We start from the raw sequence: 25,840 nt of genomic DNA on the forward strand, positions 1-25,840 counted from the left end.
GCCCCGCCTATCGCATATCCCCCCTCACGGCAGCGGTTCCCCCGGCAAGGCTGTTTCATGTGCGACCGCGTCGGTTGACGATGCATCGGGTGCGGGTTTCTCGGATGATTGCACATGCTCTGTCGCGCCCTTGCAGGCCGTGGCCAGTGCATCGTGAAGTTCAACCACATCAACCGGCTTTGCTAGAATGGTCTCAACCCCAAGATCCTTATAGGCCGCCACGATATCATCGGCCGCATATCCCGTCATGACGACAACCGGAATGTCATGTCCGGACTGACGCAGCAATTCCACCAGTTTCACCCCGGTCATGTTTGGCATGGTCTGATCGGTCAAAAGACCGTCAAAACTTGCCCCCGGGGCTTTGATCGCCTCAATCGCATCAGCACCATTGGTAAAGGTTTCAACGGTATAGCCAATGCGTTCAAGCATCCGCGAACAAAGCTTGAGGTTCTTTTCCTCGTCATCGACAACCGCCAGATGACCACTGGCATTTGAAACAAGGCCACGCGAAACACGTTCCTCGCCTTCTTCCTCTCGGTCATATTCCGGCAGCAGGATCGAAAAACGCGTCCCCTGCCCCAGTCGGCTATAGACCGTGATTTCTCCCTTGTGACCGGCAATGATCCCGTGCACCGTCGACAGGCCAAGCCCCGTGCCCTTGCCCGGTTCCTTGGTCGTAAAGAACGGATCAAAGATTTTCTTGGCGGTATCGGCATCCATGCCCGTGCCGTTATCAATCACCGAAATGCGGATATAGGGCCCCGGTGTCAAAAGCGGATGCATTTCGGCACTGTCGTCGGTCAGCTCAAACGGTGCGGCTTCGATCTTTATTTCGCCCTCTTCACCAACCGCGTGATAGGCATTGGTGATCAGGTTCATCAGACACTGGTCAAGCTGCGTTGCATTGCCAAGGATCGACATGGTGTCGGGTGCCAGGTTACTGACCAGCGATACGGTAGATGGAATGGATCCGCGCGCGAACCTGACCGTTCCCTTGATCATGGATGCGACATCAATCGGCGACCGTTCGGTTTCGGAATTGCGCGAAAATGACAGGATTTGTTTGACAAGATCGCGCGCCCGATCTGCCCCCTGACGAATTTCCATGACATCTTCGCGCAGCGGCGAATCTTCGGGCAAATCCGTATATAGCAGTTCGGCATAACCGCTGATCGGTTGCAGAATATTGTTGAAGTCATGCGCAATCCCGCCTGCGAGAACACCAATCGTTTCCATGCGCTGCGAATGACGCAATTGCTGTTCAAGTTTTTCACGTTTGCGTTCGGCCTGAAGGCGCTGCAATTCTGCTGACGCACGCGCAGCGAACACTTCAACAATCGACCGCGCCAGTTCCGGATCGGCAATCGGCTGTTCTGAAACCGTTGCCAATATCCCGATCGGGTTGCCTTCGCTGTCCTTCAGTGCCGCCCCGACATATCCGCGGATATTAAGGTCGGTCACCCGGCGCACGCCGCTTGTCACTTCCTTGAAATTGTCCGGGCAGACAAAGATGCCGTTATCAATAACCCTTTCGGCGGCCGATCCCTTGACTTCGAAATCAAGCCCGCCGCGCGATTTGTCATGGCTGTAATGGGCAACCGGCTTTACGCGACCATTTTCGATCGACCCGACATGGCAATAATGCATGCCCAATGCTTCGCACATCACCTTGGTCAGGTTGTCAAAAAAGTCTTCACCGACCTGATAGCGTACACCGCGATAAATGGATTCAAGCGTTTCCTGATAGCGCTGCCGGTCTGTCACATCGAGCGCAAAGCTTGCAATACAATCAAGTTGCCCGTTGGTGTCAAAGATCGGGCTTTCATACCATTCACACACCAGACGCTTGCCGCTGCACGTCACATTTTCGAACCGGTTATTCACACTGGTCCGGGTTTCCATGATTTCATTGATCAGCGTTCCCAACCGGGCGCGTTCCGATGGCGGCACAATCAGTTCAAGCTTTTTGCCAACAAACTCCTCGGCGCTGAACCCGAACAACTGACAGGCGGTGTCGTTGACTTCAATGATCGTACGATCCGGGGTCCAGTAAAACACGCCGATCTTCGCGTTATTGAAGTGCGCACGCAAACGGCGCTGGTTGGCTTCAAGATCGGTTTTGGCATATTCAAGATCACGGCGATACCGCACCCGTTCGGTGACATCCCGACATGAAATGCGAACCCCCAGATTGGTTCCGTCACTATCGGCAATCTGTTGCCAGGACATTCCGATACTGACCCGGTTGCCATTTTTATGAATGGCGGTGAATTCCCGATCACTGCCCGAAAGCCCGGACAGGCCTTCATCCAGATAATGGCGTACACGCGCCTGATCTTCGGGTGCGACAAACGGCAACGGATAGTTTTCAAGTGTCATGCATTCCGAGACCGAATAGCCCAGAATACGTTCCACAGCCGGGTTGACCCACACCAGACGCCCGTCTGACGACACCCAGCTTTCCCAGTCATAGGTGTAATTGGCAACCGCCTCGAACCGCCTGCGCGAGAAATTAAGTGCCTCGTCGGCTTCCATGATCGACTTGATCCCGGCCGCCGCGGCAAGAAGTCCGCCTGCCATATGGGCAAAGACAACCTCGTCTGATCGCCAGACGCGGGTCCTTCCGACGGTCTCGAAACAGACAACGCCCATGCGACCGGCAACCGACATCAGCGACACATCCAGCATCGCCCCGATATTCAAGGGAATCAGGTAGTTTTCGGTAAATTCCGATGTCCGCGGGTCTTCTTTGGCATTTTCGGCATCAATCGCCTGCCCGGTTTCAAGGGCGGCAAAATACCGCGGCAGATCCTTGCGGCGCAGAACCAGTCCTTCATGCGATGCATCAGGGTTATTGGCATCGTAAAGGCCAAAGCATGCCACATCACCATCGTCATTCTGCAACCACAAGCTGGCCCGTTCGCAATTGAGCAATTCGGCAAACCGCTGCAAGGATGGGCGAAATGATACGTCTTCAACACGTTCCAGCGACGAAAAGTAGTTGGCAACTTCCCCTGCGCTGACACGGATTTCTTCCAGAAACTTCTTGCCGGAAACCAGTTCCCGTTTGGACAACAGTTGATCAACACTCATCTGCAACAGCGCCTGGCGCATCCAGATGACCCCGACAACCACGGCCGAACTCATCCAGGCATAGCCAAACAATGTCGCAATCCACACCGGCAACGTGTGTGCGACCATGCCCGCATCATCAATCAGAAATCCGTCAAGATCATAAACACGGATGATGCCGATGCCCGTTATGGTCAGAAAACAGAAAAGCGCATACCGGAATGTCGTAACCAGTGGATGGAATATAGCCACCGTCACTGTTGATACGATCATCAGCGCCATGCCACTGGCCGGCGAAAACATGATGATATAAAGCAACGACAACACTGTCATTGCGCCGACAATCACATGCGATTTTGTCCGTGTTTCAAGCCGGCGGCGCAGCACGAGGCTTGCGACCACGGCAACAAACACCAAAAGCTGGATGGTTTCAATCACCCAGAATGGCTGTTTTGTTTCACGCAGCAACGACGCAATCAGCGCCGGAAATCCGCCAATCACCATGACCAGCAACATGAAATCGGCAATGCGATTTCGCGTACGGTGCAAAATCACGTCTACGTTCTGGCTCATCGTCTAAACGTCTCCGGCTTTACACCATCTGGTCTGGCATGCTGTCAAATATCGACTCAAAGCGCTGATTATGTTCAAGAAACAGCGACATCAGTTTCGGGTCAAACATGTCTGGCGTCGTGCGTCCGTCGCCCTTGGTGATGATGTCGACGGCTTCCCTGTGGCTGAATGGCGGCTTGTAACGCCGTGAACTGCGCAGGGCATCATACACATCGGCAATGGAAACAATGCGCGCAACCATCGGAATATCTGCGCCCGAAAGCCCGTTGCAATATCCCGTGCCTTCCCACTTTTCATGGTGGTAACGCGCAATCTGTGCCGCCTGATCAAGCACCGGATTGTCCGACGCATTCAGCATCGAAAAACCGATTTCGGTATGGCGCTGCATGACTTCGAATTCGGCATCCGTCAGTGGCCCCTCTTTCAGAAGGACACTATCGGGCACACCAACCTTGCCGATATCATGAAGAATACCCGCCAGACGAATGGAGCGCTGGGTTTGCGTATCAAGCCCGGCCATATCGGCAAGCAACTGGGAATAAAGCCCGACCCGCACGCAATGTTCGGCGGTTTCAATGTCCCTGTATTGGGAAATCAGGCTGAGCCGATCAATCATTTCCTGTTCGGCACCACCCAGCTTGCGCGTGATGTCATCAAGCGTCTTTGCCTTGCTGACATTTTCAAGTTCAAGTTTCCGGACGCGTTCATGTTCACGATCCCGTTCAAGCAAACGTTCCTGCGCCTTCTGAACGGCGGCTTCAAGGTCCGCACGATCCACCGGTTTATCAAGGAATTCACGCACGCCCAGACGCAACGCATCGATCGCGTCTGACTTGTCACCATCCCCGGTCAGGAGGATGAATTCAAAATCACGGCGAAATTCGCCAATGGCGCGACGCACAAAATCAAGGCCGCCACAGTTGGGCATGCGCAAATCGGAAATGACCAGCCTCAATCCAGCGTCCTTTTGCAGATGCTCGATCCCGTCAAGACCATCAACGGCTTGCACAACCTCAAAGTTGGCTCGCTCCAGAACGCGGGTCAGCAATTTGCGGATTACCGGTTCATCATCAACCACAAGTATTCGATGTTCAAATTCAGCCAAGGACATCTCCCTTACTGATTTAATATATCATCGCTGTCACGCGCGATGTGGACTATACATAAGTAGTAAACTGATTACCACTTATATATAGTTATTCGAATGTAGGAATATGAGGTGGTCGATCCCGGCACATCGCCAAATTCATAAAAATGTCGCGTGGCATTAATGCATACCGGGAATGCCGGGCCGAAACCAAAATGCCATATCGCGCTTCGGGCAAGTTGCTACACTTCCGGAAAGTATCCCCGCAGCAGGAGCCTGTGGTCTTATGGATGACTATTTCTGGTGGATCGTTCTGATCGGCTTTGTCGCCCAGCTGATTGATGGCGCACTTGGCATGGCCTATGGCCTTACATCGACATCGTTGCTGATTACAATCGGATTGCCGCCGGCCCATGCCAGTGCAACTGTGCATGCCGCTGAAATTGCAACCACCGCTGTTTCAGGGACCGCGCATCATTTTGCCCGAAATGTGGACTGGCGGATGGTCCGGGTTCTGGCCGTTGCCGGTGCGGTTGGCGGTTGCGTCGGCGCAGCCTTGCTGTCCTCCGGGATTGGCAAATACCTTGCCCCGGCGGTTGCGCTTTATCTGTCGGCATTGGGTGTGCTGGTAATTGCCAAAGCCATCCGCAAGGTTCAGCCACCTGCGGCAATGCGCGGTCTGACGCCGCTTGGCCTGATTGGCGGATTTCTGGACGCTGTCGGGGGTGGTGGTTGGGGACCGATTGTTTCCAGCACCCTGGTTTATCGCGGCAGCGAACCCCACCGCATGCTCGGTACATCTGCGGCTGCGGAGTTTTTCGTTACTGTGGCGATTACAGTGACCTTTGCCGGATCGTTCGGGCTTGAAAGCTTCGGGATGGCGGCACTGGCCCTTGTTCTGGGCGGGGTGCCGGCCGCACCATTGGCGGCTGTACTGGTCAAAATCATCCCCAGAAAACCCTTGATGATCGCCGTAGGTGTACTGATCGTCACATTGGGCATTCTGGGGCTGTATCGATTTGCCGGAAGCCTGATGGCTTAGCCGACCAGAAGCGTGGTCCAGTTTTCAACCTTGAACCGTTTGATCAGCGACAGACCGACTTCGCGATAGGCCGAAAGAACAAACTGTTCCTGCTCGGACAGCAGCCCCGAAAGGATCACAACGCCGTCCTGTGACAATGTCCCGACCAGATCATGGGCCATGGCGCGCAACGGACGGGCCAGAATATTGGCACAAACAATGTCGTAATAACCGCCGTCACGGATACGGGTATCCTGGAAACCGTTCGAATGGATGGCGGTGACCAGATCGGCGATCTTGTTAACCCGCGCATTTTCCTGTGCAACGCGCACCGATGCGGCATCAATATCGGCCATCATCACTGTGCTGCGCCAGGTTTTGGCACATGCCATACCAAGGATGCCCGACCCGCAGCCCATATCAAGGGCATTATGGCGCGGACCGCGTTTTGCCACCCAATCGATTGCCGCAAGGCATCCCTTGGTGGTTTGATGTTCACCGGAACCGAATGCCAGACCGGCATCCACCTGAAGCCCGATTTTTGCCACCGGCAGGTCTTCGTCCCAATGCGAACCATGGACAAAGAAACGCCCGACCGAAATCGGCTTGAAGCTGCGCAGGTTTTCACTGACCCAGTCTTTGGGCTCATATGTGCCAAATGTCACAACTGGCGCATCGACCCCGACCGCCGATGCCATAATCGACACCGCCGTTTCAATTGCCGGCTTGTCAAACATCTCGCCCGAGAAACCTTCGATTCTCCAAGGCGCGCTGGGGTCACCCGGACGTTCGAAATGCGACAATGCATCACAATATTCGTATAGCCCTTCGGCAAAGGCCTCGGCATAGGCGCCATCAACTTCGAACTGGAAGTTATAGCAAAGAACGGGTTGGGTCATATCGCTTCTCGCTTGTCAGGGCCGCTTGCGATCGCCGCCCGGTTAGTTCGGTATTCCGTGAATATTTGAACCGGGGCTTACCCCGGCAGAATGAAGCTGTCGACCACTTTCTTTGTGCCGACACCCTCGAAATGGATTTCAAGTTTGTTGCCATCCACCGCACGCACCGTTCCCGGTCCGAACTTTCGGTGGCGCACTGTATCGCCAACCTTGTATTTCGATGATTTCGAACTGGTCGCATAGCTGGTTTCGCCATCCGGCTTTACATCAATTACGTTTTTACGCACGCGATCCTGCCAACCGCTTGATGCAAATTTGCGCTCGGATGCGCCGGAAACCGGATTGCGGTTGCTTGCACCCTCGTTGGCCCAGCTTGGCATTTTCATCCAGTCATCAGCCCCCCAGGCACCGGGCGAATGATTCCCGCCATGCCCGCCAAGACCGGTATCACTGATCCGTTCAATATGCTCATCTGGCAGTTCGTCGACAAAGCGCGACGGCAGCGCCGATTGCCACTGATTATAGATGCGACGGTTCGCGGCATATAAAATGGTTGCACGTTTGCGCGCGCGCGTGATCCCGACATAGGCAAGACGACGTTCTTCCTCAAGCCCCTTGACGCCGCTTTCATCCATGGCGCGCTGATGGGGGAAGACGCCCTCTTCCCAACCGGGCAGGAAGACATAGTCGAATTCCAGCCCCTTGGCCGCATGCAGGGTCATGATGGTGACTTTTTCCTGCGCGTCATTCTGTTCGTTTTCCATGACCAGCGACACATGCTCAAGGAAGCTGGTCAGGTTTTCGAACTCGCCAATTGCGGAAACAAGTTCTTTGAGGTTTTCCAACCGTCCCGGCGCATCGATTTCCTTGGAGGACCGCCACATATCGGTATAGCCGCTTTCATCAAGGACGGTTTCGATCACCTCGACATGGGAACTGCCTGCCAGCATTTCGCGCCAGCGTTTGAAATCCCCCAAAAGCCCGCCAATGCTTTGACGCATCTTGGGTTTGAGTTCTTCGGTATCGATCAGATCACGCGCCGCCGCAGGCAATGAAATCGCCTGATCACGGGAATATTGATGCAGGGTCTGAAGCGTGGCCTTGCCAACCCCGCGCTTGGGCACATTGACAATACGTTCGAACGCAAGACTGTCATCAGGCTGCGCAACCAAACGGATATAGGCCAGCGCATCACGGATTTCCTGACGTTCGTAGAAACGTGGACCACCGACAACCCGGTACGGGATGCCCAGCGTGATCAGACGTTCTTCAAATTCACGGGTCTGGAAACCGGCACGGACCAGAATGGCCATCTGGGATGCACCAATACCCTTTGATTGCAGGGCTTCGATGTCTTCGCCAACCAGACGCGCCTCTGCCTCGCCATCCCAGACACCTTTGACAAAGACCTTTTCGCCGGTGTCGATTTCCGTCCAAAGCTGTTTGCCCAGACGTCCATCGTTAAAGGTGATCAGTTTCGATGCGGCGGCCAGAATATGCGGGGTGGACCGATAATTCTGTTCAAGGCGCACGACCTTGGCACCGGGGAAGTCGGATTCAAAACGCAGGATGTTGCCGACCTCGGCCCCGCGCCAGCTATAGATCGCCTGATCATCATCGCCGACACAGCAAATATTGCGATGAACCATCGCCATGGCGCGCAGCCACAAATACTGCGCAACGTTGGTATCCTGATATTCATCAACCAGAATATAGCGGAAGGTGTTCTGATACTGTTTCAGAACTTCGGGATGCTGCTGGAACAGGGTCAGGCAATGCAGCAACAAATCACCGAAATCGCACGCATTCAGGACTTTCAGCCGTTCCTGATAAATCTTGTAAAGATGTTTGGCCCCGCCATTAGCGAATTCGACACTTTCATTGACCCGTTCGGGCGTCAGGCCCTTGTCCTTCCAGCGCTGAATAATCCCCATCAACTGCTTGGCCGGCCATTTTTTCGGGTCGATCTGTTCGGCATCCATGATCTGCTTGAGCAGACGGACCTGATCGTCGCTATCAAGGATGGTGAAGTTTGATTGCAGCCCGATCAGTTCGGCATGACGGCGCAACAATCGCGCCGAGAGCGAGTGGAAGGTTCCCAGCCACCAACCTTCGACCGGGCGGCCCAATGCCTGTGCCACACGTTCCTGCATTTCCTTTGCCGCACGGTTGGTAAAGGTCACGGCAAGGATTTGCTGCGGATGCAGACGTTCGGTCTGGGCCTTGGTTTCAAGCAAATGCGCAAGCCGCGTGGTCAAGACCCGGGTTTTACCCGTGCCCGCCCCTGCAAGAACCAGCAACGGCCCGTCAAGCGTTTCGACAGCGTCACGCTGCTCGGCATTCAGATTATCGAGATATGCCGGGGCCGGCGCATCACCAAGACGCATTTCCGGGCTGGCGGCGAATTCATCAATTTCGAAGGGATCATCCATCATGGCGGCATATATATCACGCTGTGTTCCAAGGACCAGCCTTGCATCGGATGCGGCCGGGTATTTTTTCCATTCTGCAACGAAACAGGAACATCAACCACCCCTTTCCCGATCTTAAAAAACTTTTTGCGCCAGTTTTTCCGGTCTTTCGCGTGAGTTCAGATAACAACGCAATTCTGAATGAAGGTAGAAATATGAGCGGCATCAGCAGCATGAGCGGCAGCATCGCGCAAATACTTAGCCAGAACAGCCAGTCTGCCAATTCATCAACAGGCAGCGATGGTTCTTCGGGCATTGAAGCATTTGGCGGATTTTCGCTTTATGCCTTGCAGGGCAGCGGATCGACCGGCACCGACAGCATGTCGGAAATGACATCGCAAAGCGAAGCCATCACCGGTCAGCTTTCAGACTCCATCATGTCGATGCTTCTTGAGTTGCAGGAAACCAGCACCACCACCGACGGCAACAGCAGCTTTGATGCCCAACGCCTGTTCTCTGACATGGATACCGACGGCGACGGCACGCTGACCAAGGATGAATTCATGGCATCGGCCCCCGATGGTGTCAGCGATGAAATGTCGGAAAACCTTTGGAATGTCATGGCCGGGTCCGATGCCCAAAGCATATCGGAAGATGACTATCTGGCATCCATGACACCGCCAAGCGGGGCCGTGCTTTCAAGCGATGACAGCAGCAGCGAAGATACCGTCATGAACAGCATGCTGGCTTCCATGGGGTCCGAGGGCACCTATGACCCGCTTGATACCAACGAAGACGGCGTGGTCAGCCTGTCGGAAATCATGGCTGCCGCCCCGCAGGATGCAACCCCGTCACAAAGCAGCCTTCCTGACAACAGCTCGGAATCTGACCCTGATACTGACGTTAATGCTGGAATGGATACGGCCACCGATAACGGCACGATGCCCGAAACCGTCGCGCGAAATATGGTTGAAAATAACGATGACAGCACCTTATCGACTGGCGGCTTTGACATGCGCAATGAAGCCCTTGGCAACAAGGTGATGGCGCAGATTATTTCCTGACGCCACCGTTTCTGCGGAATCGGTCAAGTTCCGCAATGACACGCCCGGTCGTTTGACCATCCCAAAGCGGGATTTCACACTCCTGCCGTTCCGGGGCGGACTGCCCGGTCATGGCGTCGATTGCCGTGGCGGACAGACCTTCAATGCTGACAAGACGGTTTGTCCCCAAGTCAATCGTAACCGGTCGTTCGGTTGACGGGCGCAAGGTCAGACAGGGGATCGCACGCCAACTGGTTTCTTCCTGCACACCACCGGAATCGGTTACCACCAGTCCGGCATTTGCCATCACGGCCCCAAAGGATACATACCCAAGCGGCGCCAAGACCTTCACCCCGCTTTGTTCAAGCATCGCAATGCCGTCAATCTGTTCAAGTTGATGGCGGGTTCTGGGATGCAGTGGCCAGCAAACAGGAACATGGCTGGCAATGTCACCAATTGCATGACAGATCCGGCGCAGCTTTGCGCGATCATCAACATTGCTCGGACGATGCAGCGTTACAAGCACATATCCACCCCCGGCAAGCCCCAGCCTTTCTGTTGTCACATCCTTGCATATCGCATCATTCATCATGACACAGGTATCAATCATGATATTGCCGACACGCCTGATGCGGTCTGGCGTGATCCCCTCGGCCAGAAGGTTTTCGTCCGCATCGACAGACGGGGTCAGATGCAGGTCCGCCAACCGGTCAATGGTCATGCGATTGCGTTCTTCGGGAACAGACAAATCAAAGCACCGCAATCCGGCCTCAAGATGGATCAGCGGTATTTGCAGCTTCGAGGCCGTCATCGCCGCGGCAAGTGACGCACTGACATCCCCGACCACCAGGACCGCGTCCGGGCGATTTTGGCGACAAAGCTTTTCATAACCGGCCATCATCGGCGCAATCCGGTCCTGATTGGTACTGGATTGCCACTGCACAATATGGTCGGGATCCGCCATTCCCAGATCACGCCAGATCGTTGACGTCATCTCCGCATCGCGATGCTGCGCCATATGAATGAAAGCCGCCTTGATATCCGCATGGGCACGCAAGCCCTGCCATAACGGGGCGATCTTCATGAAATTCGGCCGTGCCCCTGCAATCAGATGAAGCTTCATCCCCGTCCCGTCATTGCCGCCAGACATGTTTTCAAGGCCAAACAGCCTAATGGATAAGGCGGGGTGCTCATAACCCTCTTTGGTATCGGTATATTTTGCCTGCTGCACATCTTTCGGGGGCCGCCGCGCACGCAAAATTCAATTCACCTAAATTACCGTCCACTCAAGAAGATTGTCCTGCTTCATGTGGTCCGGGAATTGCTTGTTTCCCGGAGGTTAGCATCCTCTGACGGCGGTTTGTGCAAATTTGCCGCTGTCAGGGATGCTTTGTGCATCCCATAAGAAGGGTATCTCGGCATGAGTACTATTTTTGGATTGGGCAACGGGTTGCCAATGTCTTCCCGGGCCGGCTCTTCGGAGCGGTCAGGTGCACACGAAGGTATCGAAGGTTTTAGCGCAGGTAGCGCAGTACCTGTATTGACAACGGGCGACACCAATTCGGAAACCGGCACGTCCAAAAGCCAGCTTTCCGATGCGATGCAGTCCGTCATGCTTGAATTTCAGAATATCGGTTCGGGATCATCAAGCTTTGCGTCTGCCATGGCTGACGTTCAAGGCAATGACAATGACCCGAACAGCAATGCGGCGGGCGATGTGTTTTCGTCATCCTCACAATCTGATTCTACCGAAGCTGACATCTTGAACGCCAAGAAAGACGCCGAAGAAGAATTCAGAACCGCACTGCGTGATGCCAATTCAATTCCGATAAAGGATGATGAAAAGGCAGAAAAGGCTGAACTCGAACGACGCCAGGCACGTCAGGAACTTGATCAGATCGAACAATCCGCAACAAATCTTCCCGAAGATGTTGCCGGTCTGGACAGTCGCCTTACAGCCCAGCTTCTAAGTGGACAGCAAACCCGGAAATCAGCCGGTGACACGGCACTGGCTGCATAAAGACCAGTCTGTGATCCGACCACGCAAAAGAGCAGCATCTTTCGGTGCTGCTCTTTTTCATGCGAGGACTTTGATAACGTCAGAACAGCTTTGGCGGGGCGTCGCCGCGTTCTTCGCTTTGCAATTCAAGAAGCGCGTTGTTGTAGGCCATCATCGCGTCCTTTTCGTGGACAAAGCCGATCATCTCGCGATCTTCACCGTTATTGAGCACCGGCAAATGTTCCTCGCCGGTTTGCTCCATCAGGCGGATGGCCTTTTCGATGCTGTCAGTACGGAACAGAACCGGCGGTTTTGACCGCGCCACTTCGCCGGCCGTCATATTCTGGGCGGCATCCGTATCAAACGCGGCATTGCGCAAATCGGTCAATGTAATGGTGCCATGCAGTTTGCCTTTGTCATCAACGACAAAAAGCTCCGCATAGGGTGCATTGAAAAGGGCTGATCGGACACTTGGCAAATCATGGGATAAAGGCACGGTGACATATTCGCGCTTCATGATGTCGGCGACCTTGATCATGCGCAGAAGATTGACCTCCCGCCCCCAATTGGTCGACAACCCGCGCATTTTAAGCTGCCAGTGGAAGAATGATCCGCCATTGGCCTGATCCATGATTACCGATGCCAGAACCGATGCCAGCATCACCGCAATGGTCAGCTGATAGTCGCCGGTAAGCTCAAACACGATCAGGGTTGTGGAAATCGGTGCCCCCAGAACAGCAGCCGCCACCGCCCCCATCCCGACCAGGGTATATGCCCCGTGCCCGGACGAGAAATCCGGCAAGGCGTGGGTGGCAACAATCCCGAACGCACCGCCCAGCATCGCACCAAGAAACAGGCTGGGGCTGAACATCCCGCCTGCAAATCCAAGCCCCATGCAGATCGCCACGACAAATGCCTTGGCAAACAGCAGACCGATCAGAAATGTCAGGCTGTATGTTTCATAAAGCGCATCATTCATCGCGCCATAACCGACACCGATGATCTGCGGAAAGCCAAGGCCGACAATTCCAACCACCAGACCGGCAATCGCCGGCCGACACCAAAGCGGCGCACGCGTGGTATCGGCAACCTTTTGAACGATGGGAATGGCACGCACCGTCAGCATTGCGGTGATCCCGGCCAGCAACCCCAAAAGCGCAAATGCGGGAAATTCCCAGAACGACTGAATGTTATGGAGTGGGATCAAAAACGCCACTTCCGATCCGTAATAAAGACGGGTAATCACCGTCCCCATCACCGACGACATCACAATCGGTGCAAAAGCGGTCCGGGCATAGTGGCCAAGAACCACTTCATGGGCAAAAAACATCCCGGCCAGCGGCGCGTTGAAGGATGCGGCAACGGCCGATGCCACCCCGCACCCCAACAAGGTGCGCGCTGCCCCGCGGCGCAAATGCAACACGCGTGCAAGCCAGGCCCCAAACGACGCCCCCATATGGACAACCGGCCCCTCGCGACCAAGTGACGCGCCACTTCCCAGTGACACCGCGCTGGCAATCGCACTTTTGATGCCGCACCGGGTCGACATGCGCGCATCATTGAACGAAGCAGAGTCAATAACATCCGCAACCCCGTGCGGGCGCTGACCGGGTAAAAACTTGTAGATGAAAACACCGACGACCAGCCCGCCTGCGGTCGGTCCAAGAATCAGATGCCAGTTCGACAATCCCATCAGATGTTGATGAAGGGATTCTTCGCCCCACCCATAAACCAGCGCCTGCACCAGCAAAATGCCGTCCCGAAACAGGATCGTTCCACCCCCGGCCATCGCACCAACCACCAGCGCCAGAAGCGACAGGACCAGTTGCTCGCTTTTCACCAGACGGCGCAGACGGCTTAGTACCAGATTGGATTTGATCAGTTTTTCAGCCATTGCCGCAACACCGCAGAGCAAACATACGAAGGGGTCCTGTTCCGATGGGGTTGATCATAGGATCAGCGATTGCTGCGAATAAAGGGTAAACACCCGAAACATCAAGGATATTTTCCGATCTTTGCCCGCGCCCTCCCTCGTCAGCCGGTGTCCACAACCAAACAGCTTTCAAAAAACGATCATTGCCATCGACGGGGGAAATGCAGCATTCTTCGCCGTCTGTTCAGAATTTCTGACGCCACCCAAACCGTGTTGATACGGAATCCGAAAATGAATGATCCCCGACCCACGGGTAGCACTGCGGTACGACCGCTACCCGGCTTTGCTGAATTTGTCTGTCTGATGGCCATCACCATCGGGCTTGTCGCCCTGTCGATTGACAACCTGTTACCGGCCTTTGGCCCGATTGCTGCCGATTTCGGCATCGAAGACGGCAACCGCATGCAGATGCTGATTTATGTCTTCATGATTGCCTTTGGCCTGATGCAGATCGTCTATGGTCCGCTTGCCGACAGTTTTGGTCGCCGCCCGACCCTGATCGCCGGACTTGGCATCTATGCCATCGGTACGGTCATGGCGATCTTTGCCGACAGCTATGATCATTTGCTTATTGCCCGTTTCGTACAGGGACTTGGCGCTGCGGCCCCGCGCGTTCTGACCATGGCGATCACACGCGATTGTTTTGAAGGTCGCGAAATGGCGCGTGTCATGTCCTTTGTCATGATGGTATTCATCATTCTTCCGGTGTTTGCCCCGGCATCGGGCAGTTTGATTCTGGCACTGGCAAACTGGCACATGATTTTTGTCAGTACGCTTGTCCTCGCGATTGCGATTGTGTGCTGGTACCTGCTTCGGATGCCCGAAACACTGCATCCTGAATATCGGCATAAACTCTCGGTTCGCCGGATTGCCCGTGACATCAGAACCACCGTGACCAACCGCCAGACATTTGGCTATGCCACTGTCATGGGCATGATGTTTGCCTGTCTGATGGCCTATATCGGTTCGGCCCAACAAATCTTCGAGACCGAGGTCTATGGACTGGGTGTCTGGTTCCCGCTTGCCTTTGGCATGATTGCGGCCTGTATGAGTTTCTCGTCCTTCGTCAATGCCCGTCTGGTGCGGAAACTTGGCATGCACAAGATTTCCCATGTCGCCCTGTTCTTCATGACGGCAAGCAGTCTGGTCAACGTTCTGATCGCAATCGGTTTTGACGGCAAGCCGCCGCTTTGGCTGTTTGGTATCGGCCTTACCATGACGCTGTTCTGCTTTTCACTGACCATGCCGAATTTCAATTCGCTGGCCATGGAACCGGTTGGCGCCATTGCCGGAACTGCGTCTTCAATGATCGGCGTCTATAGCACCCTGATCGGCGTGATTGCCGGGGGCATTATCGGCCAGCAGTTTGACGGCACGGTCATCCCGCTTCTGGGTGGATATTTCTGTCTTGGTGTGATTGCCATCGTCATTGTCGGCATTACCGAACGCGGAAAGTTCTGTCAGGCGACACACTGACACTGACACTGACACGGGCTCTGACACTGACACGGCCTTTACCCAACAGGCCCCGCAACGAAAAAGCCCCGCAGAGTGCAGTCTGCGGGGCTTTTCATTGCGACCAGTCAGATCATCATGACTTCAGATCATTATGACTGACGTGGATCGTAATTCAGGTTCGGTGCCAACCAGCGTTCTGCCTCGGCCATCGTCATGCCTTTGCGTTCGGCATAACTTTCGACCTGATCGCGTTCGATCTTGCCAAGGCCGAAATATTTCGCTTCGGGGTGGGCGAAATAGAAACCGCTTACAGACGAAGCCGGTGTCATCGCACAGCTTTCGGTCAGGGAAACGCCGACATTTTCTTCGGCATTCAAAAGCGACCAAAGGGTGCGTTTTTCGGTATGTTCCGGGCACGCAGGATAACCAGGTGCCGGACGGATACCGCGATAGTTTTCCGCAATCAGATCATCATTGCCAAGATTCTCGTCCGCGGCATAGGCCCAAAGCTCCTTACGGACCTTTTCGTGCATACGCTCGGCAAAGGCTTCGGCAAAGCGGTCACCAAGCGCCTTGACCAGAATGGCATTGTAATCGTCATGCTCGGCTTCAAGCTTTGAGGCAATCTGTTCGACTTCCGGTCCCGCCGTCACAACAAAGGCACCGATATAATCGGTCTTGCCGCTTTCCTTCGGCGCGATGTAATCGGCCAAAGCCCGGTTCGGACGTTTGTTGTTTTCGCGGAACATCTGCTGGCGCAGGGTATGAAGCATGACCGGCTCATTCTGATCCGGGGCCGGGGTGACTTCGATATCATCACCGACCGAGTTTGCCGGCCAGATGCCAACAACCGCCCGCGGCTTGAACCATTTTTCCGCAACAATGCGTTTCAACATTTCCTGCGCATCGTCATAAAGACCGCGCGCAGTTTCGCCGACTTTTTCATCCTTGAGGATATCGGGGAAACGACCATGCAGTTCCCAGGTTTCAAAGAACGGCTTCCAGTCAAAGCGCGCGACCAGATCTTCAAGATCAAAGTCATCAAACACGGTGATCCCCGGCTTTGCCGGCACCGGAACGTCATAGGCATCCCAGTCAAGCTGCACCTTGTTGGCGCGCGCATCGGCAAGGGCGAAGCGTTTTTTCTGCAATTGCTGGGCGGCGTGTTTTTCCGCCATCGCCAGATATTCATTGCGGATTTCAGCAGCAAATCGTTCGCGATGGGTTTCCGAAACCAGCTGGCTTGCAACACCCACCGCACGCGATGCATCAATCACGTAAACGACCGACTTGTTATAGTTCGGTGCGATCTTGACCGCGGTATGTACCTTTGACGTGGTCGCCCCGCCGATCAGAAGCGGGATATCCAGACCTTCGCGTTCCATTTCGGCCGCAACATAGGTCATTTCTTCAAGCGACGGCGTGATCAGGCCCGAAAGACCGATCATGTCGACCTTTTCGGCCTTGGCGGTTTCAATGATCTTCTGGGTCGGAACCATCACACCAAGGTCAAGGACCTCGAAATTGTTACATTGCAGAACCACACCAACGATGTTCTTGCCGATGTCATGGACATCGCCCTTTACCGTCGCCAGAAGGATCTTGCCGTTGCTTTCGCGCACACCGTCTTTTTCTTCTTCGATGAACGGGATCAGATAGGCGACGGCCTTTTTCATCACACGGGCGGATTTCACCACTTGGGGCAGGAACATCTTGCCGGCACCAAACAGGTCACCGACGATGTTCATCCCATCCATCAGCGGCCCTTCAATCACATGAAGCGGCTTGTCGGCCTGCTGGCGGGCTTCTTCGGTGTCTTCTTCGACGAATTCGGCAATGCCGTTGACCAGCGCATGGGCCAAACGTTCATTGACCGGCTTTTTGCGCCATTCCAGATCGGCTTTCTTTTCCGGGCCGCCCGTGCCCTTGTATTTTTCGGCAACCTCAAGCAAACGGTCGGTCGCATCCGAACGACGGTTCAAAATGACGTCTTCGACGCGTTCGCGCAGTTCTGCCGGAATTTCTTCATAAACGACCAGCTGCCCGGCATTGACGATCCCCATATCAAGACCGGCCTGGATGGCGTGATACAGAAAGACCGAATGCATGGCTTCGCGCACCGGGTTATTGCCCCGGAACGAGAAGGACACGTTTGAAACACCCCCGGAAATCTTGGCATAAGGCAGGTGTTTTTTGATCAGCTTGCAGGCTTCGATGAAGTCGACCGCATAGTTGTCGTGTTCTTCGATACCGGTTGCGACCGCAAAGATGTTGGGGTCGAAAATGATATCTTCGGGCGGGAAGCCGACTTTTTCGACCAGAACGTCATAGCTGCGTTTGCAAATTTCAAACTTGCGATCGACCGTGTCGGCCTGACCTTTTTCATCAAAGGCCATGACAACAACAGCCGCACCGTAACGGCGCAATTGTTTGGCCTGGGCGATAAAGGGTTCTTCGCCTTCTTTCAGACTGATCGAGTTGACGATCCCCTTGCCCTGAAGACATTTAAGACCGGCCTCGATGACGTTCCATTTGGAACTGTCGACCATGATCGGCACGCGCGCAATATCGGGCTCGGCCGCGATCAGGTTGATGAACTTGACCATCGCCGTTTCGGCATCAAGCATCGCATCATCCATGTTGATGTCGATGATCTGCGCGCCGTTTTCGACCTGCTGGCGGGCAATTTCAAGGGCCGCATCGTAATCTTCGTCAACGATCAGCTTTTTGAATTTCAGCGATCCGGCAACGTTGGTACGTTCACCAATATTGATAAATCTGGAAATGTCGGTCATGGGTCTGTTCGATCTCTTTTCAGCAATCAATATCGGGTTTACGCAGCGTCAAACGGCTCAAGGCCGGACAAACGCATTCTGGGTTCAATTTTCGGAAGCGCCCGCGGCTTGGCATTGGCCACGGCATCAGCAATCGCCTTGATGTGTGGCGGTGTCGTGCCACAGCATCCGCCCAGCAAATTGACCATGCCGGTTTCGGCCCATTCCTTGACCAGTGCGGCCATTTCCGCATCACTTTGATCATATTCACCAAATTCGTTCGGCAGGCCGGCATTGGGATAAACCGAAACGCGGCATTCGGCAATGCGCGACAGTTCCTGCACATAGGGGCGCAGCTGTGCAGCACCAAGTGCGCAGTTCAAACCGATCGAAAACGGCTTGGCGTGGCGGACCGAATTATAAAATGCTTCGGTGGTCTGCCCCGAAAGGGTACGGCCCGATGCATCGGTGATGGTACCCGAAATAAGGACCGGAACATCTTCACCGCGTTCTTCAAGAACTTCGTCGATGGCAAACAATGCAGCCTTGGCATTGAGCGTATCGAAAATGGTTTCGACCAGAAGCGTATCCGCACCACCGTCAAGCAGCCCCTTGGCCGCTTCCTTATAGGCGTCTTTAAGCTGATCAAAAGTGATCGCGCGATAGCCCGGATTGTTCACATCCGGCGAGATTGAGGCCGTGCGGTTGGTCGGACCAATGGCACCGTTCACAAAACGCACGTCGCCGGGATGGGCAGCTTCCCATTCGTCGCAGGCCTGACGCGCGATCTTGGCACTTTCGAAATTGATCTCGTAGGCCAGATCTTCCATGCCGTAATCGGCCTGCGCGATGGTCGTCGCACTGAAGGTATTGGTCCCCTGAAGGTCTGCACCTGCCGCAATATATTGCAGATGGATGTCCTTGATGATGTCTGGCTGGGTCAGAGACAGAAGATCGTTATTGCCTTTGACATCCTGTTTCCAGTCGGCAAACCGTTCACCGCGATAATCTTCCTCGGTCAGTTTGTGTTTCTGGATCATGGTGCCCATGGCGCCATCAAGGATCAGTATCTTTTGTTCGGCCCGTTTGCGCAGCAGGGCGACGCGTTCCTTGCGATCATTCATCTTTTTCATCCAGTCTTTCAGTCAGGCTTTGCTGTTATCGGTAATCGGAACTCAGGCCGCAGCCTTGTCCGTTCCGCGGATACCCAGCGCATGACAGATGGCATAGGTCAGTTCGGCACGGTTCAGGGTATAGAAGTGGAAGTCGCTGACCCCTTCCTTCATCAACCCTTCAACCTGTGAAATGGCTTCGTGGAATGCAACCATGCGGCGCGTTTCCGGATCTTCGTCCAGACCGTCAAAACGCCAGTGCAAGCGTTCCGGCACAGACGCCCCACACATATCGGCAAATTTCAAAAGCGATGCAAAATTGGTCACCGGCAGGATGCCCGGAACAATCGGGGCCGTGATGCCAGCAGCATCACATTTGTCACGGAACCGCAGATAGGTCTCGTTATCAAAGAAGAACTGCGTGATCGCACGGTTGGCCCCGGCATCGATCTTGCGTTTCAGATAATCGATCTCGAAATCGGCACTTGGTGCATCGGGATGCATTTCCGGATAGGCCGACACCGAAATATCAAAATCGGCAATTTCCTTAAGCCCGGCAACAAGATCAACCGCATAGGGATAACCACCCGGGGTCGGTTCATAGGTATCACCGGCATCGGGCAGATCACCGCGCAGGGCCACGATCGAACGGATGCCTTCGTCCCAGTATTTACGGGCGATCTGTTCGATTTCATCCTTGGTATGACCAACACAGGTCAGGTGTGCGGCCGCGGGAATGCCGGTTTCGCCCTGAATTCGGGTGACACTGCCATGTGTGCGATCACGCGTGGTACCGCCCGCGCCATAGGTCACCGAAACAAAGGACGGGTTCAGCGGCGCAAGACGATGGATCGATCGCCACATGGTTTCTTCCATCTTTTCCGTTTTGGGCGGAAAGAATTCGAATGAAACCCGCAGATCGTTGCGTGCTGCCTGTTTTTCTTGAACCGTCATCATTTCAATCCTGTCTTCGCTTTCCCTTGGATCGGGCTTTATTTTTGGTCTCGGGTGATACGGATTATTCCGCAGCCCTGTCGGTGTTTTTATCTGGTGTCTGTGTGGCGGCCTGGGTTGCGGCATGCGCTGTCCAGATCCGAACGGTCAGCGGCTTGCCGGGCAGGTTTATGACATTGTCGAATACAAGTTCACATGCGCGAAACCACGTACTGATCGACGAATCTTCAAAGCCGAGGCGCCGGTGCGCGTGCTCTTCCCGCAATTCTTCGCGATCATGCGGAGCAAAATCGACAACCACCAGCCTGCCCCCCGGCGCCAGAACGCGGGCGGCTTCGGCGATCGCCGCATCGGGCTTTTCGGCAAAGTGAAGAACCTGATGCAGGGTCACGACATCAAACATGCCCCCCGGATACGGCAGCTGATACATATCGGCCTGACGCACCAGACAATTGGAAAGATCGGCACGTTGCAGGCGCGCACGCGCCACGGCAAGCATTTCGCGCGACATGTCCACACCGACACCTTCTTCGGCATTTCGGCCCAGCAGTTCCAGTATCCGGCCCGTTCCCGTACCGATATCAAGAATACGCCCGCCGCTCAGATCGCCAACCGCGTCAAGCAGGGCCTGTTCAACAACAGCCTCGTCAATATGAAGGGATCTGATCTGGTCCCAGTCTTCGGCATTGGCGCGGAAATATTCCGTGGCGATTTTTTCACGCTGTGCTTTGACCTGATCAAGGCGGGCCCGATCAAGGGACAAAATTTCATCATCGGCCGGCAACAATGCCAGAACCGGCTGCACCAGATCGGCCCCCGGGCCGGAATGCGGCGTACGATAAAACACCCAGGTCCCTTCACGGAACCGCACAAGCAACCCGGCTTCGCAAAGCAATTTCAGATGACGGGAAACACGTGGCTGGCTTTGGCCGATGATCTGCGTGATCTCGCTGACCGTCAGTTCGCATTCCGCGCAAATCGCCAATAACCGAAGCCGTGTCGCTTCGGCGGCTGCGCGCAATCTTGCCAAAACCTGTTCCATAGCCGTCTCTCCCATTCACGAAAAACAGATATAAAGATATGTTTATATTTAATCAACGACTATTTTCCCACCCAAACGAGGTATGGCAAAAAGGTCACACGGTAAAACGGCTTGAACCCTTTCAACTTTTTGTATGCTGGCGTTTAATTTCGCCCTATGCTAACCACATAAATATTCGAGGCGTACGCGATACATGATCCGACTTCGAGAGCAGGAAGTTGATCGGTAACGTTTTTTGGTGTTCCCGCGCGAAAAACGTCTTGGGTCAAGGAAGTCTATGTATCGAAAATCGGTTGGCTGAAAATAATGAAGTTTCGAGCTCTACTTTCACTCTGTGCTGCTGGTTCGCTGTCCTTGCTGACGGCTTGTGCATCAACAGAGCCCGCACAGGATATGAGCGATTTCGACCCAATTGAACCGGTAAACCGTGTTGTGCACGGTGTAAACGGCGCAGTCGATTTCATGGTTCTGTACCCCGCTGCGATGTGGTACCGCGATATTGCGCCGGAACCCGTCAAGACGTCGGTTGCAAGCTTTGTGCGCAACCTGAACGAACCGCTGAACTCACTCAACGCATTGCTTCAGGGTGATCCGGATCAGGCTGCGGCCTCGTTCCAGCGTTTCATCATGAACTCGACGCTGGGCTTCCTTGGTTTCAACGACGTCGCTGCCGATTTCGGCATTCCGTATCGTCGCGAAGATTTCGGTCAGACCCTGGCGCATTATGGCGTCGGCGCCGGTCCTTATATTGTTCTGCCGCTGATTGGTCCGTCCAACTTGCGTGACAGTGTTGGCCTTGGTGTTGACTATGTTGCCAACCCGCTGACCTGGGGCGCACGGAACAGTGACACCGCCGAAGCACTTTATCTTGGCTCGATCGGTGTGAGCGCATTGCATTATCGCTATGCGACCGTCAATCAGCTTAACGAGTTGCAGAAATCGTCAATCGACTATTATGCAGCCCTGCGCAGCCTGTATCGTCAGCAGCGCAACACCCTGATTCGCAACGGCGCACCTGCACCGGCTTCTGCGGTCGAGGATGAAAGTGCTGAATTCAGCTTTGACGACGCCGTCGAAGCCGCAAGCCAGTAAGAGCGAGCCATGACCAAGACCAAGATCATCATCCCCGCAGCAGCCGCACTTTTTGGTGTTGCTGCGGTCTGGTCTGGCCCGGTTATGGCCGCGACCACCGCATCCCCGGTGATCGCAGAGGTCGCCGTTGACCAAAGTGCGGCCAATGTCATTCAGTCCCTTGCCGATCAGGCAATGGCCGAACTGACCGACCAGACGCTTGGCGATGATGTCCGCCGCCAGAAATTCGTTGCCCTGATGGATCGCTACTTCGAAATGGAAGTTGTGTCGCGCTTTGTGCTCGGCCGCTATTGGCGTTCCATCTCCAAGGAAGAAATCGACGAGTTTTCCAAGCTTCTTCAGAACTATCTCGCGCTGAATTATGCCAACCAGTTCAAAGCCTTTAACGGCGAACAGTTCGTTGTCGGCAGCGAGACGGAAAAGAACAAGGACACCTTCGTCAATTCACAGTTCGTTCGCCCCGATGGCCCGCCGGTCAATATCGTTTGGCGTATGCGTCTGTTTAATAACCATTACAAGATCATTGATGTTTCGATCGAAGGTCTGAGCATGGGCATTACCCAGCGTGACGAATTCACCTCGGTGATCCAGCAAAATAACGATGATGTCAGCGCCCTGACCAGCGCGCTTAAGGCAAAAACCGGCCTTTAGGTCACAGACCACACCATCAAAAGATCAAAGCCACCATTTCCAGATGGTGGCTTTTTCTTTGTCCGGAAATAAGCCCATTGCGCGCCAAAACAAAAGGCCACCCGAAGGTGGCCTTTCACAATTCACAATACCCTTTCCCGAATTAACGGGTAAGCGGCTTGTATTTGATGCGGTGCGGGCGGCTTGCCTCTTCACCATAGCGGCGTTTGTAATCCGCCTCGTATTCCTGATAGTTGCCTTCGAACCATTCGACATGCGAATTGCCTTCGTAAGCCAGGATGTGGGTCGCAATACGGTCAAGGAAGAAGCGATCGTGCGAGATAACCACAGCACAACCGGCAAATTCCAGAAGACCTTCTTCAAGCGCGCGCAGTGTATCAACGTCAAGATCGTTGGTCGGTTCGTCAAGCAGCAGCACGTTTGCGCCCGATTTCAGCATCTTGGCAAGGTGAACGCGGTTACGTTCACCACCGGAAAGCTGACCGACTTTTTTCTGCTGGTCCGCACCTTTGAACGCAAACTGCGAAACATAGGCGCGCGATGACATCGGACGTTTACCCAGAAGGATCTCGTCCAGACCGTCGGAAACTTCCTGCCAGACGGTCTTGTTCGGATCAAGCGAGTCACGCGACTGATCAACATAGCCAAGCTTGACGGTTTCACCGATCTTAAGCGTTCCGGAATCCGGGGTTTCGGTTCCGGTCAGCATTTTAAACAGCGTGGTTTTACCGGCACCGTTCGGGCCGATCACACCAACAATACCGCCCGGCGGCAGACGGAAATGAAGATCATCAAACAGAAGCTTGTCATCAAATGCCTTGGTCAGACCTTCGGCAGTGATCACCTCGTTACCAAGGCGCTCGGCAATCGGAATAACGATCTTGGTCGAATCCGGCACTGCCTTGGCGGCTTCGGCGACAAGATCATCATAGGCACGGACACGGGCCTTGGATTTTGCCTGACGGCCTTTCGGGTTCTGGCGAATCCATTCCAGCTCGGTTGCCAGCTGCTTCTGGCGGCTGCCTTCCTGACGGGCTTCCTGTTCCAGACGCTTCTGCTTCTGTTCCAGCCAGGATGAATAGTTGCCTTCATACGGGATGCCCTGACCACGGTCGAGTTCAAGGATCCAGCCGGTAACGTTATCAAGGAAGTAACGATCGTGGGTAACCAGAATGACGGTGCCCTGATAGTCTTCCAGGTGACGTTCAAGCCACGCAACCGATTCCGCATCAAGATGGTTGGTCGGTTCGTCAAGCAGCAGAATGTCCGGCTTGGCCAGCAGCAGACGGCAAAGCGCAACGCGGCGGCGCTCACCACCTGAAAGCTTGGACACATCGGAATCTTTGGGCGGGCAGCGCAGCGCATCCATGGCGATTTCAAGCGTACGCTCAAGATCCCAGCCATTGGCCGCATCGATGCGTTCCTGAAGTTCACCTTGCTCGGCAAGGAGATCATTCATCTCGTCATCGGTCATCGGCTCGGCGAATTTGGCGCTGATTTCGTTAAAGCGCGCAAGATCGTCAACAACCTGGCCGCAACCTTCCATGACGTTGCCAAGAACATCCTTTGCCGGGTTCAGCTGCGGTTCCTGTTCAAGGTAACCAACGCGAACACCTTCTGCCGGCCATGCTTCACCGGCAAAATCCTTTTCGATGCCTGCCATGATCTTGAGCAGGGTCGATTTACCCGCACCGTTGTTCCCCAGAACACCGATCTTTACGCCCGGCAGGAACGACAGCGTAATGCCCTTGAAAAGTTCACGACCGCCCGGAAGGATCTTGGTCAGGTCCTTCATGACGTAAATATACTGGTAGGATGCCATTAAATTCCCCATCCAAATGTCATTGGGTCCGTCCCCATCGGGACCGGATCACGACGGCATGCACATATTCATGCCTGAAAAGCTGTGCCCGTTTGTAACCGACGTGCTTGCGCTTAACAACTTCAAACCGCACATGCCCGCATGCAAGCCGCACGCGGGGGCAAGACACCCTCTAACTTTGTCGAAATTGGTGATCGGGCAACCGCGCCGGGCAATTTTTTGCGCAAGCGACGCGGAAATTTGATCCGCAACCGATATGCAAACCACCACAGGCAATCGCCCCCAAACAGACCAAAAGCATCCGGAACACTGCCAAACGGCAATCTATGAGTGTTTTATTCACCCCGAAAACTCAACCAAAAATACCGCATTGCACAATGGAAAAACTGGCGGGAATCTTTGCGATTTTGGGCAATTCATTCAACCAGACCGTCGCTAACGCACTGTTCTATACGACTAATGATTAGCTTCTGGGGAATCCCGAAAACTGGTATCGAGCTTAGAAGGCAATGAGTGTGTCGTTACAGTTTCATTGCCGCTTAGTACATGCGGCCGACTGACAAAAACACAACAAACGGTCGGCAGGGGAAGTTATCAATTCTAGGAAGGAGACGCGCGATGGATGAACAAAGCGCAGCCTACTGGAAGAGAAACGTGAAGCTGGTCGCAACTCTGACTGTGATCTGGTTCATCGTTTCCTACGGTTTCGGCATTCTGTTTGTCGATGCCCTTAACAGTATCGAAATAGCGGGCTTCCAGCTTGGTTTCTGGTTTGCTCAACAGGGGTCCATCTATGTCTTTGTCGCACTGATTTTCGTTTATGTGTCGAAGATGAACAAACTGGACCGCGAGTTCGACGTTCACGAAGACGACGATTGACGCTGGATCTGGGGA

General features: G+C 54.3%; 18 protein-coding genes. 7 read left to right on the top strand and 11 right to left on the bottom strand.

Annotation, left to right across the window (positions count from 1 at the left end; all coding sequences use genetic code 11):
- Positions 1 to 24: 24 nt before the first annotated feature.
- Together WA429_RS18080 and WA429_RS18085 are read right to left on the bottom strand one after the other, a co-directional pair.
- Positions 25 to 3,648 (bottom strand): PAS domain S-box protein, encoded by a 3,624-nt coding sequence (locus WA429_RS18080; protein ID WP_287466196.1) that lies wholly within the window; start codon positions 3,646 to 3,648, stop codon positions 25 to 27.
- Between the two features lie 19 nt (positions 3,649 to 3,667).
- Positions 3,668 to 4,753, bottom strand: a complete 1,086-nt coding sequence (locus WA429_RS18085; RefSeq protein ID WP_170310109.1) for an HD domain-containing phosphohydrolase — start codon at positions 4,751 to 4,753, stop codon at positions 3,668 to 3,670.
- Between the two features lie 268 nt (positions 4,754 to 5,021).
- On the opposite strand from WA429_RS18085, the gene WA429_RS18090 reads away from it, so the two are divergent.
- Positions 5,022 to 5,777 carry a sulfite exporter TauE/SafE family protein gene (locus tag WA429_RS18090; protein ID WP_287466194.1) on the top strand — a complete coding sequence of 252 codons (756 nt, stop codon included), beginning with the start codon at positions 5,022 to 5,024 and terminating at the stop codon, positions 5,775 to 5,777.
- Here WA429_RS18090 and WA429_RS18095 read toward each other — a convergent pair.
- Both WA429_RS18095 and WA429_RS18100 read right to left on the bottom strand, forming a co-directional pair.
- A complete protein-coding gene (locus WA429_RS18095; protein WP_068519495.1) occupies positions 5,774 to 6,655 on the bottom strand; it encodes a 50S ribosomal protein L11 methyltransferase in 882 nt (293 codons plus the stop codon). The two genes, WA429_RS18090 and WA429_RS18095, sit on opposite strands and share 4 nt — an antisense overlap.
- A gap of 77 nt (positions 6,656 to 6,732) precedes the next feature.
- Complete coding sequence (locus WA429_RS18100; RefSeq protein ID WP_287466312.1) at positions 6,733 to 9,087, bottom strand: ATP-dependent helicase; 2,355 nt, start codon at positions 9,085 to 9,087, stop codon at positions 6,733 to 6,735.
- Positions 9,088 to 9,281: 194 nt separating this feature from the next.
- Here WA429_RS18100 and WA429_RS18105 point away from each other — a divergent pair, with 194 nt between their 5' ends.
- The gene (locus WA429_RS18105; RefSeq protein ID WP_287466193.1) at positions 9,282 to 10,130 is read left to right on the top strand and encodes an EF-hand domain-containing protein; all 849 of its coding nucleotides are present in this window, start codon (positions 9,282 to 9,284) and stop codon (positions 10,128 to 10,130) included.
- Here WA429_RS18105 and wecB read toward each other — a convergent pair.
- The gene (wecB, locus tag WA429_RS18110; protein ID WP_287466191.1) at positions 10,120 to 11,259 is read right to left on the bottom strand and encodes a non-hydrolyzing UDP-N-acetylglucosamine 2-epimerase; all 1,140 of its coding nucleotides are present in this window, start codon (positions 11,257 to 11,259) and stop codon (positions 10,120 to 10,122) included. The two genes, WA429_RS18105 and wecB, sit on opposite strands and share 11 nt — an antisense overlap.
- A gap of 270 nt (positions 11,260 to 11,529) precedes the next feature.
- Here wecB and WA429_RS18115 point away from each other — a divergent pair, with 270 nt between their 5' ends.
- Positions 11,530 to 12,129 (top strand): hypothetical protein, encoded by a 600-nt coding sequence (locus WA429_RS18115; RefSeq protein WP_156480885.1) that lies wholly within the window; start codon positions 11,530 to 11,532, stop codon positions 12,127 to 12,129.
- A gap of 79 nt (positions 12,130 to 12,208) precedes the next feature.
- Here WA429_RS18115 and WA429_RS18120 read toward each other — a convergent pair whose 3' ends face one another.
- On the bottom strand, positions 12,209 to 14,002 hold the full coding sequence (locus WA429_RS18120) for a chloride channel protein (protein ID WP_068519492.1): 1,794 nt from the start codon (positions 14,000 to 14,002) through the stop codon (positions 12,209 to 12,211).
- Between the two features lie 270 nt (positions 14,003 to 14,272).
- Between WA429_RS18120 and WA429_RS18125 the strand changes: the two genes are divergently transcribed.
- Positions 14,273 to 15,517: a multidrug effflux MFS transporter gene (locus WA429_RS18125; protein WP_287466190.1), complete on the top strand. Its 1,245-nt coding sequence runs from the start codon at positions 14,273 to 14,275 to the stop codon at positions 15,515 to 15,517.
- A 131-nt stretch (positions 15,518 to 15,648) separates the two neighbouring features.
- On the opposite strand, the gene metH is transcribed toward WA429_RS18125, so the two are convergent.
- The 4 genes from metH to WA429_RS18145 form a co-directional block, all read right to left on the bottom strand.
- A complete protein-coding gene (metH, locus tag WA429_RS18130; protein ID WP_082817852.1) occupies positions 15,649 to 18,294 on the bottom strand; it encodes a methionine synthase in 2,646 nt (881 codons plus the stop codon).
- 38 nt (positions 18,295 to 18,332) lie between these two features.
- Positions 18,333 to 19,397, bottom strand: a complete 1,065-nt coding sequence (locus WA429_RS18135) for a homocysteine S-methyltransferase family protein (RefSeq protein WP_242512714.1) — start codon at positions 19,395 to 19,397, stop codon at positions 18,333 to 18,335.
- A gap of 51 nt (positions 19,398 to 19,448) precedes the next feature.
- Positions 19,449 to 20,342, bottom strand: a complete 894-nt coding sequence (metF, locus tag WA429_RS18140) for a methylenetetrahydrofolate reductase (RefSeq protein WP_369813526.1) — start codon at positions 20,340 to 20,342, stop codon at positions 19,449 to 19,451.
- A 61-nt stretch (positions 20,343 to 20,403) separates the two neighbouring features.
- Positions 20,404 to 21,381, bottom strand: coding sequence for an ArsR/SmtB family transcription factor (locus tag WA429_RS18145; protein WP_068519490.1), 978 nt, complete (start codon positions 21,379 to 21,381; stop codon positions 20,404 to 20,406).
- A 393-nt stretch (positions 21,382 to 21,774) separates the two neighbouring features.
- Here WA429_RS18145 and WA429_RS18150 point away from each other — a divergent pair, with 393 nt between their 5' ends.
- Entirely contained in the window at positions 21,775 to 22,473 is a 699-nt protein-coding gene (locus WA429_RS18150) for an MlaA family lipoprotein (RefSeq protein WP_242512713.1), read from the top strand.
- Positions 22,474 to 22,482: 9 nt separating this feature from the next.
- Positions 22,483 to 23,124, top strand: a complete 642-nt coding sequence (locus WA429_RS18155) for an MlaC/ttg2D family ABC transporter substrate-binding protein (protein WP_287466189.1) — start codon at positions 22,483 to 22,485, stop codon at positions 23,122 to 23,124.
- Positions 23,125 to 23,266: 142 nt separating this feature from the next.
- Here WA429_RS18155 and ettA read toward each other — a convergent pair whose 3' ends face one another.
- Positions 23,267 to 24,946: an energy-dependent translational throttle protein EttA gene (gene ettA / locus WA429_RS18160; protein ID WP_287466187.1), complete on the bottom strand. Its 1,680-nt coding sequence runs from the start codon at positions 24,944 to 24,946 to the stop codon at positions 23,267 to 23,269.
- Between the two features lie 618 nt (positions 24,947 to 25,564).
- Here ettA and WA429_RS18165 point away from each other — a divergent pair.
- On the top strand, positions 25,565 to 25,825 hold the full coding sequence (locus WA429_RS18165) for a DUF4212 domain-containing protein (protein ID WP_068519485.1): 261 nt from the start codon (positions 25,565 to 25,567) through the stop codon (positions 25,823 to 25,825).
- Positions 25,826 to 25,840: the final 15 nt, after the last annotated feature.

The sequence above is a fragment of the Thalassospira sp. CH_XMU1420-2 genome (assembly GCF_037029325.1).
Lineage (GTDB): Bacteria > Pseudomonadota > Alphaproteobacteria > Rhodospirillales > Thalassospiraceae > Thalassospira > Thalassospira povalilytica.

Excerpts from the sequence above, each read along its gene's own strand:
- WA429_RS18155 (WP_287466189.1), top strand. The coding sequence starts at position 22,483 with ATGACCAAGACCAAGATCATCATCCCCGCAGCAGCCGCACTTTTTGGT.
- WA429_RS18095 (WP_068519495.1), bottom strand. The coding sequence starts at position 6,655 with ATGACCCAACCCGTTCTTTGCTATAACTTCCAGTTCGAAGTTGATGGC.
- ettA (WP_287466187.1), bottom strand. The coding sequence starts at position 24,946 with ATGGCATCCTACCAGTATATTTACGTCATGAAGGACCTGACCAAGATC.
- metF (WP_369813526.1), bottom strand. The coding sequence starts at position 20,342 with ATGATGACGGTTCAAGAAAAACAGGCAGCACGCAACGATCTGCGGGTT.
- wecB (WP_287466191.1), bottom strand. The coding sequence starts at position 11,259 with ATGTCTGGCGGCAATGACGGGACGGGGATGAAGCTTCATCTGATTGCA.
- WA429_RS18120 (WP_068519492.1), bottom strand. The coding sequence starts at position 14,002 with ATGGCTGAAAAACTGATCAAATCCAATCTGGTACTAAGCCGTCTGCGC.
- metH (WP_082817852.1), bottom strand. The coding sequence starts at position 18,294 with ATGACCGACATTTCCAGATTTATCAATATTGGTGAACGTACCAACGTT.
- WA429_RS18145 (WP_068519490.1), bottom strand. The coding sequence starts at position 21,381 with ATGGAACAGGTTTTGGCAAGATTGCGCGCAGCCGCCGAAGCGACACGG.
- WA429_RS18150 (WP_242512713.1), top strand. The coding sequence starts at position 21,775 with ATGAGCGATTTCGACCCAATTGAACCGGTAAACCGTGTTGTGCACGGT.
- WA429_RS18125 (WP_287466190.1), top strand. The coding sequence starts at position 14,273 with ATGAATGATCCCCGACCCACGGGTAGCACTGCGGTACGACCGCTACCC.
- WA429_RS18105 (WP_287466193.1), top strand. The coding sequence starts at position 9,282 with ATGAGCGGCATCAGCAGCATGAGCGGCAGCATCGCGCAAATACTTAGC.
- WA429_RS18165 (WP_068519485.1), top strand. The coding sequence starts at position 25,565 with ATGGATGAACAAAGCGCAGCCTACTGGAAGAGAAACGTGAAGCTGGTC.
- WA429_RS18115 (WP_156480885.1), top strand. The coding sequence starts at position 11,530 with ATGAGTACTATTTTTGGATTGGGCAACGGGTTGCCAATGTCTTCCCGG.
- WA429_RS18100 (WP_287466312.1), bottom strand. The coding sequence starts at position 9,087 with ATGGATGATCCCTTCGAAATTGATGAATTCGCCGCCAGCCCGGAAATG.
- WA429_RS18090 (WP_287466194.1), top strand. The coding sequence starts at position 5,022 with ATGGATGACTATTTCTGGTGGATCGTTCTGATCGGCTTTGTCGCCCAG.
- WA429_RS18080 (WP_287466196.1), bottom strand. The coding sequence starts at position 3,648 with ATGAGCCAGAACGTAGACGTGATTTTGCACCGTACGCGAAATCGCATT.
- WA429_RS18135 (WP_242512714.1), bottom strand. The coding sequence starts at position 19,397 with ATGAATGATCGCAAGGAACGCGTCGCCCTGCTGCGCAAACGGGCCGAA.